The organism is Planktotalea sp. (assembly GCF_018607965.1).
In the GTDB taxonomy this organism is placed as follows: Bacteria; Pseudomonadota; Alphaproteobacteria; order Rhodobacterales; family Rhodobacteraceae; genus Planktotalea.
This window is the reverse complement of sequence record NZ_JABBAM010000008.1, coordinates 1-7,377: the sequence shown is the minus strand read 5'-3', so window position 1 is coordinate 7,377 and position 7,377 is coordinate 1. Positions and strand designations below refer to the sequence as shown.

10 protein-coding genes and 1 tRNA gene are annotated in these 7,377 nt (G+C 49.8%); 4 read left to right on the top strand and 7 right to left on the bottom strand.

Going from position 1 to position 7,377, the window contains the following annotated elements; all coding sequences use genetic code 11:
* The first annotated feature begins 156 nt into the window (after positions 1-156).
* Both QZ279_RS00445 and tig read left to right on the top strand, forming a co-directional pair.
* Positions 157-241, top strand: a tRNA-Leu gene (locus tag QZ279_RS00445).
* Between the two features lie 226 nt (positions 242-467).
* Positions 468-1,808, top strand: a complete 1,341-nt coding sequence (tig, locus tag QZ279_RS00440) for a trigger factor (RefSeq protein WP_293446817.1) — start codon at positions 468-470, stop codon at positions 1,806-1,808.
* A 60-nt stretch (positions 1,809-1,868) separates the two neighbouring features.
* Here tig and QZ279_RS00435 read toward each other — a convergent pair whose 3' ends face one another.
* Positions 1,869-2,444, bottom strand: coding sequence for a hypothetical protein (locus QZ279_RS00435; RefSeq protein ID WP_293446816.1), 576 nt, complete (start codon positions 2,442-2,444; stop codon positions 1,869-1,871).
* Positions 2,445-2,451: 7 nt separating this feature from the next.
* Complete coding sequence (locus QZ279_RS00430; RefSeq protein ID WP_293446815.1) at positions 2,452-3,060, bottom strand: outer membrane beta-barrel protein; 609 nt, start codon at positions 3,058-3,060, stop codon at positions 2,452-2,454.
* 119 nt (positions 3,061-3,179) lie between these two features.
* Between QZ279_RS00430 and QZ279_RS00425 the strand changes: the two genes are divergently transcribed.
* The gene (locus QZ279_RS00425) at positions 3,180-3,737 is read left to right on the top strand and encodes a DUF2975 domain-containing protein (RefSeq protein ID WP_293446814.1); all 558 of its coding nucleotides are present in this window, start codon (positions 3,180-3,182) and stop codon (positions 3,735-3,737) included.
* Between the two features lie 18 nt (positions 3,738-3,755).
* Positions 3,756-3,971, top strand: a complete 216-nt coding sequence (locus tag QZ279_RS00420; protein WP_293446813.1) for a helix-turn-helix transcriptional regulator — start codon at positions 3,756-3,758, stop codon at positions 3,969-3,971.
* 108 nt (positions 3,972-4,079) lie between these two features.
* Here QZ279_RS00420 and QZ279_RS00415 read toward each other — a convergent pair whose 3' ends face one another.
* The 5 genes from QZ279_RS00415 to rpsR all read right to left on the bottom strand — a co-directional run bounded on the left by QZ279_RS00415 (position 4,080) and on the right by rpsR (position 7,327).
* Positions 4,080-4,877, bottom strand: a complete 798-nt coding sequence (locus tag QZ279_RS00415) for an acyl-homoserine-lactone synthase (protein WP_293446812.1) — start codon at positions 4,875-4,877, stop codon at positions 4,080-4,082.
* Positions 4,878-5,019: 142 nt separating this feature from the next.
* The gene (locus QZ279_RS00410) at positions 5,020-5,721 is read right to left on the bottom strand and encodes a LuxR family transcriptional regulator (protein WP_293446810.1); all 702 of its coding nucleotides are present in this window, start codon (positions 5,719-5,721) and stop codon (positions 5,020-5,022) included.
* A gap of 96 nt (positions 5,722-5,817) precedes the next feature.
* The gene (locus tag QZ279_RS00405) at positions 5,818-6,219 is read right to left on the bottom strand and encodes a helix-turn-helix domain-containing protein (RefSeq protein WP_293446809.1); all 402 of its coding nucleotides are present in this window, start codon (positions 6,217-6,219) and stop codon (positions 5,818-5,820) included.
* Between the two features lie 244 nt (positions 6,220-6,463).
* On the bottom strand, positions 6,464-7,087 hold the full coding sequence (rplI, locus tag QZ279_RS00400; RefSeq protein ID WP_293446807.1) for a 50S ribosomal protein L9: 624 nt from the start codon (positions 7,085-7,087) through the stop codon (positions 6,464-6,466).
* Positions 7,088-7,099: 12 nt separating this feature from the next.
* On the bottom strand, positions 7,100-7,327 hold the full coding sequence (gene rpsR / locus QZ279_RS00395) for a 30S ribosomal protein S18 (RefSeq protein ID WP_036700444.1): 228 nt from the start codon (positions 7,325-7,327) through the stop codon (positions 7,100-7,102).
* Positions 7,328-7,377 lie beyond the last annotated feature (50 nt).

Sequence of the window (7,377 nt, the reverse complement as noted above, 5' to 3'; positions counted from 1 at the left end):
GGTCATTTTTGACCTGAAGAACAAAGTTAACCGCATTTCACATGCGAATCTAGCGTCATCGTTCTGCAATGGTTTTGGCAGTCGTTCCTTGCGATTTCGTAAAGCTGCACTTTTCCTCTAGCCATTCGCAAAAGGCATTGCTATGAGGCGCGCAGTGCGGGTGTGGCGGAATTGGTAGACGCACCAGATTTAGGTTCTGGCGCCGCGAGGTGTGAAGGTTCGAGTCCTTTCACCCGCACCACTATTCTCAGCAAGTCTGGTCATAGTGAACTCGTTTTTAAGATGGGCATTGCTGTCAAAGGGCATCGCCGGTCAGAAAACTACAGAAAATCTTTCCAGATCATCAGCATATCTTCGGTATTTGCGATGCGAATCCACTTGATCCTTAAGGCACCCCCAAGTAGGTAGGCCCAGATTTTGACCGCCGCGAACGCCTTTGCGGCCCCTATGCTATGGATAAGGACGACATGCAGGTCACCGAAACACTTAATGAAGGCCTCAAGCGCGGCTATTCAATCACAATCCCAGCTGCTGATTTGGCTGCGAAAGTTAACGAAAAGCTTGAAGAAGCACGCCCAGAAGTCGAAATGAAGGGCTTCCGTAAGGGTAAAGTCCCTATGCCATTGCTGAAAAAGCAATTCGGCCAACGTATACTTGGCGAAGCCCTGCAGGAAGCGGTTGACGGCGCGATGTCCGAGCACTTTGAAACAACGGGTGATCGTCCTGCGATGCAGCCCGATGTTGTCATGGTTGACGGCGAAACGTGGAAAGAGGGCGACGATGTAAACGTCACCATGTCTTATGAGGCACTTCCAGCGATTCCAGACGTTGATCTGTCCAAAGTTGAGCTGGAGCGTTTGGTCGCAAAAGCAGACGATGCATCTGTTGAAGAAGCATTGGCAAACTTGGCTGAGACAGCGCAAGACTTTAAAGATCGCAAGAAGGGCTCAAAAGCCAAAGACGGCGATCAAGTCACGATGGATTTCCTTGGTAAAGTTGACGACGTTCCTTTCGAGGGCGGCGCTGGCGAAGATTACCCATTGGTTCTGGGTTCCAACTCTTTCATTCCGGGCTTTGAAGAGCAGCTTGTTGGTGTGAAAGCAGACGACGTGAAGGACGTAACTGTTACGTTCCCGACACCGTACCAAGCCGAGCACCTTGCTGGCAAAGAAGCTATTTTCACATGCACAATTAAAGCAGTGAAAGAGCCCGTTGCAGCAGAAGTTAACGACGAGATGGCCGTTAAGTTTGGTGCTGAGAACCTTGATAACCTCAAGGAGCAGATTAAAGAGCGTCTTGAGGCGGAATATGTTGGTGCAGCACGCGCTGTGATGAAGCGCAGCTTGCTCGACAAGCTGGACGACATTGTTAGCTTCGATCTGCCACCGTCTTTGGTAACAGCAGAAGCCGACCAGATTGCCCATCAGTTGTTCCATGAAGAGAACAAGGACCTAGATCCGAATGATCACAGCCACGATAAGGTTGAACCAACTGATGAGCACAACTCATTGGCTGAGCGTCGCGTTCGCCTTGGTCTTTTGCTTGCAGAACTAGGTCAGAAGGCAGAAGTTCAAGTGACTGACGCAGAGATGACACAAGCGATGATGAACCAGGCACGTCAGTACCCGGGTCAAGAGCGTGAGTTCTTTGAATTCGTTCAGCAAAATCAGCAGATGCAGCAGCAAATGCGCGCGCCTATTTTTGAAGATAAGGTCGTGGATTATATTGTTGAATTGGCGCAAGTCACAGACAAAGAGATCAGCAAAGACGACCTGCAAAAGGCCGTTGAGGCGCTTGAAGAAGAGTAATTTCCACTCCCTTCATGATTTAGAAAAACCCCGTCTATTCAGGCGGGGTTTTTTATTGGCTTAGCTACAAAGTGGGGCCATTTCTGCGATCTCGGCGCGGCTGGCATGTTCAGTGATGTCTTGATCCTCAAACAGGGGAACAATTTCGCTGATTTCTGCTGTCTTTATAAAGACGCTGATTAAAATCTCTGCTGGGATATCATCGCTAAGACGGCACACTTGTGTGTTCACAGAGATTCCGCCGCCGCGTTTGCTGGCTTTGGCGAGAACGGCTTTACGTTGATACAAGCGAAACGTCGCCAAATCTTGCTCTGATATTTTATAACCATAAAGCGGGGCGCTTGCGCGGCGCATCCAAGACGGTAGATCCGTGTTACCGTTACGTTCAATCATGAAGGTCGCGGTTTCAGCGGGCAGGGTGTCTGTGGCGTTAAGGGTGCCAACTAAGGTAATGCCATCTGGGCTTGGGCTAAATCCGTGAGGCACGCGCACGGCAAGGCTGATTGCTTCGGGTGCGGTTGTCATCGGATCAACATTGCGCAGTGCCCACATGGTGCGCACAGGCGTGATGTCGCAGGCCGCTAAGCTGCCCACGAGTGCCAGCGCAATGAGCGCTTTTGTGAGTGGTGAAAACATGTTCGCCCTAGAATTTCTTGGTTAGGCCAAGTGTGATTCTATCCATCTTAACAATGGTATCGCGCGTCTGGCCATTGAAAATTTGCGCACTTTGGCCAGAATCTGTGCGCGTTAAATCAAGACGTGTGAACCAGTTGTTGCCCAAACCTAGCTCGGCACCGACGCCGTATGTTACCCCAATCGCATAGTCTTTATCAGTGCTCGACGCTGGGCGCACAACCGCATCAGTAATCGCAAGTCCGGCGGTGCCGTAGAGGAACAAATTGCCCGTTGCAAAGCCAGCGCGTAAACGTGGGGTAATCAAGACTTTGCCACTGAACTGCGAGGTGCAAAGACCGCCACCAGATAGGTTTGGTGCGCTTTCAATTGAGGAAGGGCCGATTTCTCCACCCCAGACGAGGCCTTTTTGGGTCGTGCGATTAAAGCCTGCATAGGCCCCAACACTTGCGCTTTCGCTTTTGCGTGAATGGGTCGTCGTGCCAGCAATGGAAGCGTTGGTGCGCGCTGCATCAAGGCTAACGCCCATATAGAAACCGTCCCAAGACATGTCTGCGGACAAAGGAGATGTGTGCACCGCAACGCAGAGCGCGGCGGCGATAGTTTTAATGTACTGCATATCGTTCCTCATTGATGTATGATCGTCGAAAATACATGATATGCTTGTAATAATTATTGCAAAACAATAATAAAAACAATCACTACTTGATGACAAACTATGGTTGAACAGGTAAGACAATGGAACAGAACGAAAAAATTCGACGCTTTGCAGGCTTTGGAATGCTCGCTAGCGGTCTTGGGATAGCGGCACTTACGGTGGTTTTTATTGCGATGGGGATCTATTTGTTTGGCGGCTTGAAGGGATTCGACCTGCTAGATGAAATGGGCATCAACGATATTGTCTCAGAGCTAAGTTTTGCAACACGCGTCATTGGTGTCTTTTTTTGGCTTTTAACGGACGCGTTGGGGCTTTGGTTTTGTTGCGTGGCGTACATGCTTTTTCGCGGCTTTTGCACGCAAGGGGTGTTCACCTTAGATGCCGCCCTACGCTTGCGCAAAATTGGCTGGCTGGTATTTGCACTGGCACCCGTCAACATCTTTAGTGAGTTAATAGCTGTCCTTGCGCTGACGTGTCTGAGCAACTGTGGCAATGAGATTGCAGATGATGTGCGCATAACGCTGTCGCTGAATGATACGGATGTTTATGCGCTGGTGATCGGACTTTTGATCGTTGCGGTGGGTCACATCTTTGTGGAAGCCGTGCGCTTGTCCGATGAAAACAATGCATTCGTGTAAGCGGGCAGGAGGGGTATCATGGCAATCATTGTCACGCTTGATGTGATGCTCGCCCGTCGCAAGATGCGCAGCAAAGAGCTGGCAGAGCGTGTGGGAATTACGGTTCAGAACGTGTCTTTGCTCAAGTCTGGCAAGGTAAAAGGCGTACGATTTGAAACGCTTGAGGCGATTTGTGAGGCCTTAGAGTGTCAGCCGGGCGATATTCTTCGCTACGAACCCGATGGTGATGATTGATGTCGCAGCCACAGAAATGCACGGACCCTGAGCTGTCATTCAGGATCCGTGCGACTGTCAAAGGACGCCTTAAAAGGGGGTTGTGTGAGTGGCGGCATCCAAAGCCAATTAACTCTGTTGCGCGAGCTCTAGTTCGGCCAAAATCCATAAAGCAGCGCGCAGTTCGCGTGGATTTTCTGCACTTGCTAATTGCTCTTGCAGATAGGTGTGCAAAGACGTCTGAGCGGTGGACGATAAGGCCGGCACCGCGGTCTTACTAAAGCGTGTGATGGCGTCTTGTTCGCTCAAAAAGACATCGCCATTGATGTCAGACCGCTCGCGCAGACGATTGACCAGTTCCACCGAGCAATCCAGCAATCCTGCCATTGCCGTCACTTTCCCCATTGGCGTGGGAGAGCCAAGATAGTCATAAGGGGCATTGCCAGACCGCTTTAGTTCACGACTCATCAGCGGATCAATGACGGCAACCGCATCGGTTACGCCAGCTTCCATTGCGTATTCACAGGCCGCGATCATGACCTCGGAGGTGACGTAACTGATCGAATTATGTGCTCGTGGGCTGCCTGTGGCATTAAGTCGGTCAGTGTCTACGCATAAGCGTGTTGCTTCCCAAATCAGTGGGCTTCTTGGTGCAGGTTCGCCTTGAAGAATTGCTGAGAAGACATCCGCAAGCATATTATGGCCCGTGGTTTGCAAGATGCGCATCGAGCCAACGACAGCGCCTGAAGCATCGACGCTTACAAGGGTTGTTGGATTTAGCGTGTCGAACACATCCATTTCCATGCCGTCTTTTACGTCGACGTCCCAACCTAAGCGATCACGAAAAACACGCGTGCGCAGTGCGTAGGTTTGTTTCAGCAAAGGCCCAAAGTGATGGGCAATAATACCATCTAATGAAATGATCATGTCGTATGTTTCCCCAAATAGTTAATACATCTTTAACGGACCCATAAGTGAGCGCTATTAGGGAAATCCCGTAGGGACACCTATAGGTTGATTCGAATTTTCTTGAGGTTGAATTATGGCGGAGTGTAATTACTGGTGTTCACTACTTGGGGTGAACGAAACCCATCGTTATCGCACGACCAACCGCCTGAGGCGTCGTTAACGCGCAAAGTTTTGTCCGCACAAATCTGACGTGAACTTCTACTGTGCGCGACGAAATCGTCAAAATATCACCGATGTCGATTTGACTTTTACCGGCGGCAGTCCGCTGCAGCGCTTCACACTCACGCGATGACAAGTGAGGGCGCCGCAAAGCATACCCAAGCGAGTCAGATTGCATCACGGTATCATGAAGTGTGACCGCGGCAGTTTGGAGTTCTGAAATCACATTTTTGCGCAGCTTGATCCATGTATCAGATGAACAATCACGGGTGACACTGATCAGGCCAATCTCACCATATGGGCCGTGGATTGGGATGCTAAGACCCTGATCTGCAATGTTAAAATCCCGAGCGTGTTCAAAGACTTTCTTAAAATCCTCATGTCCGCTAAGGCACTGCCAATCAACAGGTGCAATTGAACGCATCGGAAGATGTAGCGTCGGATCAGTGTTTTGAAATCTCTGAGCGCCGTAGTGTTCTTTCCAGCCGTCTGAGTACGTAGAAAAGCCGATGACTTGATCGGATACTGTGTTCACAGCGCAATAGGTTGCAAAGTCTAGTTCAAGTTTATCGCAAAGGTCAGAAAGAAACGTGGTAAAATTAGCCTCTGTTTTTTCCAACGCCCCAAGATTGACAATATCCATGAAAACTTCCGCGTAAATACCTGTTAGGGCTATCAGCGGAGGCTCTCATGTTTTGTCTGTAAACACATCAATTGTCGAAATTATCGCCGTATTGGGTCAGGCTGTTTCTGTATCTGCTGTCTTTGAGAGTGTGCGTAAAAACGCTAGAACCGCCATTTGTTGTTCTGTCGGCAATGTTTCCACAAGCGCTAGGATCTCGCTGACGCGCGCGTCAGAGAGAGCGTTGATAGGCGACTTCGTGCCTGCGGAGGCCGTGCTAGCATCGCCGTCCAACGCGTTCACGCTGTCTAAACCTTGGAAAAAGTATGAAATCGAAACGCCAAGGGTTTCTGCAATCATCAATAGGCGGGATGCGCTAACACGGTTTGCTCCCGACTCATATTTTTGAACTTGTTGGAACCGGACTCCAACTGCTTCTGCAAGCTTTGTCTGGGAGATCTTCAAAGCAATGCGGCGGCCCTTAACACGAGCACCAATCAAAACATCGATATTAGTCATCACATTTACCTTATTTATTCAGCTCACGTATCCGTGATGTTGACGTAAGCCTGCTTCACGTCATATGCACCTAAAGTGGCGCAGGTTGCAAGCTATTGTGATGTAAACGGTTAAGCGTGAAGTAACACTTTCTTCAAAACGGCAATAATCCGCGTGTCTGTGTTCGCGTTTATCAAAGAATAAAGGGCCACTATTTCTAGCGGCCCTTTATCTTAATCAGTCTGTTTCCTAAACGGAAACAAAATTAATCTTCGTTTGTTTGCGCTGTTTCGTCAGAAGATACGGCAGGTGCCAAATCATCGTCGTCCATTGCAGCGGAACCGAGATCATCGAAGAGTTCAGCAATTTCGAAATCAGCTTCCGCTTCTTCCTCTGCCGCGAGTTCTTGGATGGATTTACCAGATGCCTGTAGTTCTGCTTCTTCGGTAGAACGTGCAACGTTCATAACGATCTCAGCATCGACTTCTGGGTGAAGGCGAACTGTTACAGCGTGTAGGCCCAGATCTTTAATCGGCGCTCGCAGGATAACCTGCTTACGATCCACAGAGAATCCGCCGTCAGTTGCCGCGTCAGCTGCGTCGCGTGTTGTTACGGACCCGTAGAGGTAACCCGCATCAGACGCTTGGCGAATCACGATGAACTTCTGTCCATCCAAACGAGCAGCCATTGCTTCGGCTTCTTTTTTGGTTTCCAGGTTGTTCACTTCGAGTTGCGCTTTACGCGCCTCAAAGCTTGCGATGTTCGCCTGCGACGCAGTCAAACCTTTGTTCTGTGGAAGCAAAAAGTTACGTGCGTAACCAGCTTTTACGTCAACAACATCGCCCATTTGGCCGAGCTTTGCGACGCGCTCAAGAAGGATAACTTTCATATCAGGTTCTCCTTATTTCACAGCATAGGGCAGAAGCGCGAGGAAGCGGGCCCGTTTGATGGCACGAGCCAATTCACGCTGCTTTTTCGCAGATACTGCGGTGATACGGGACGGCACGATTTTGCCGCGCTCAGAAATGTAGCGTTGCAGAAGGCGTGTGTCTTTATAATCGATCGCGGGTGCATTCTCGCCTGAGAATGGGCACACTTTGCGACGGCGGAAAAATGGTTTTGTAGCCATGGTGTAGAATCCTTTCTTCAGGTTAAATTAGCGACGCTCACGGCGTTCGC

Coding starts and splice junctions, on each gene's coding strand:
- tig (WP_293446817.1), top strand. CDS start 468: ATGCAGGTCACCGAAACACTTAATGAAGGCCTCAAGCGCGGCTATTCA.
- QZ279_RS00435 (WP_293446816.1), bottom strand. CDS start 2,444: ATGTTTTCACCACTCACAAAAGCGCTCATTGCGCTGGCACTCGTGGGC.
- QZ279_RS00430 (WP_293446815.1), bottom strand. CDS start 3,060: ATGCAGTACATTAAAACTATCGCCGCCGCGCTCTGCGTTGCGGTGCAC.
- QZ279_RS00425 (WP_293446814.1), top strand. CDS start 3,180: ATGGAACAGAACGAAAAAATTCGACGCTTTGCAGGCTTTGGAATGCTC.
- QZ279_RS00420 (WP_293446813.1), top strand. CDS start 3,756: ATGGCAATCATTGTCACGCTTGATGTGATGCTCGCCCGTCGCAAGATG.
- QZ279_RS00415 (WP_293446812.1), bottom strand. CDS start 4,877: ATGATCATTTCATTAGATGGTATTATTGCCCATCACTTTGGGCCTTTG.
- QZ279_RS00410 (WP_293446810.1), bottom strand. CDS start 5,721: ATGGATATTGTCAATCTTGGGGCGTTGGAAAAAACAGAGGCTAATTTT.
- QZ279_RS00405 (WP_293446809.1), bottom strand. CDS start 6,219: ATGACTAATATCGATGTTTTGATTGGTGCTCGTGTTAAGGGCCGCCGC.
- rplI (WP_293446807.1), bottom strand. CDS start 7,087: ATGAAAGTTATCCTTCTTGAGCGCGTCGCAAAGCTCGGCCAAATGGGC.
- rpsR (WP_036700444.1), bottom strand. CDS start 7,327: ATGGCTACAAAACCATTTTTCCGCCGTCGCAAAGTGTGCCCATTCTCA.